Origin of the sequence: Pseudoroseomonas cervicalis ATCC 49957 (genome assembly GCF_000164635.1) — a bacterium.
Lineage (GTDB): Bacteria > Pseudomonadota > Alphaproteobacteria > Acetobacterales > Acetobacteraceae > Pseudoroseomonas > Pseudoroseomonas cervicalis.
Window position 1 is genome coordinate 1 of sequence record NZ_GG771104.1, and the last position, 909, is coordinate 909.

General features: G+C 79.0%; 2 protein-coding genes. Both read right to left on the bottom strand.

Annotated elements, in window-relative coordinates; all coding sequences use genetic code 11:
• On the bottom strand, positions 1–591 hold a 591-nt coding region (locus HMPREF0731_RS21975; protein ID WP_007006466.1), incomplete at its 3' end, for a 2-dehydro-3-deoxy-6-phosphogalactonate aldolase.
• Positions 588–909, bottom strand: a 322-nt coding sequence (locus HMPREF0731_RS21980; RefSeq protein WP_007006467.1) for a 2-dehydro-3-deoxygalactonokinase, incomplete at its 5' end; no start/stop codon positions are given. The genes HMPREF0731_RS21975 and HMPREF0731_RS21980, both read right to left, overlap by 4 nt.

Genomic DNA, 909 nt, shown 5'->3' on the forward strand with positions numbered 1-909 from the left:
CGCCGCCGGCAGGCCGGGCGCGTACAGCGCCGAGCCCAGCCCGAACCCGGCCGCGCCGGCCGCGACGAAGGGCGCCATGCTCTGCGGCGTGATGCCGCCCACCGGCAGCAGCCGCGTGCCCGCCGGCAGCACCGCGCGCATCGCCTTCAGCACCGGCGGCGTCACCAGCTCGGCCGGGAACAGCTTCAGCGCCGTGGCGCCGGCGGCCAGCGCGGCGAAGGCCTCGGTCGGCGTCGCGACACCCGGCGCGCAGAGCAGCCCGGCCTGGGCCGCCGCCCCGATCACCGCCGGGTCGGCATGCGGCATCACCACCAGCTCGGCCTCCAGCCGCGCCAGCGTGTCCACCTCCGCCGCGCGCGTCACCGTGCCGGCACCCACCAGCGCGTCCAGCGGCAGCAGCCGGCGCAGCGCGGCGATGCTGTCGAAGGGGCGCGGCGAGTTCAGCGGCACCTCGATCAGCCGGAACCCGGCCTCGTAGAGCGCGATGCCGACCGGCGCCGCCTCCTCCGGCGTCAGCCCGCGCAGGATGGCGATCAGCGGCAGCGCCGCCAGCGCCGCGTCGAACCGGGCGCGATGGGGGGAGGCGGTCATGGCGCGGTCTCCTGCGCGGGGGCGGCGGGGGCGACCAGCCCGGCCGCGACGGCGAAGCCGAACAGCCCGGCCGCGGCGGTGTCGCCGGGCAGCAGCGGCGCCGGCGCGCCGAATTCGGCCAGCGCCGTGGCGTAGCGGCGGCACAGCGCGGCCTCGCCGATCAGCGCCAGGGGGCGGCCGGGCGGCAGGCCCTCCGCCAGCCCGGCCAGCAGCTCATGCCCGATCAGCAGGCCGGAGAGGAAGTCGGCCAGCGCCTCCGGCGGCAATCCGCCGGTCAGCCCCAGGCTGCGCGCGGCGAAGAGCTGGTGCGGCAGCTCG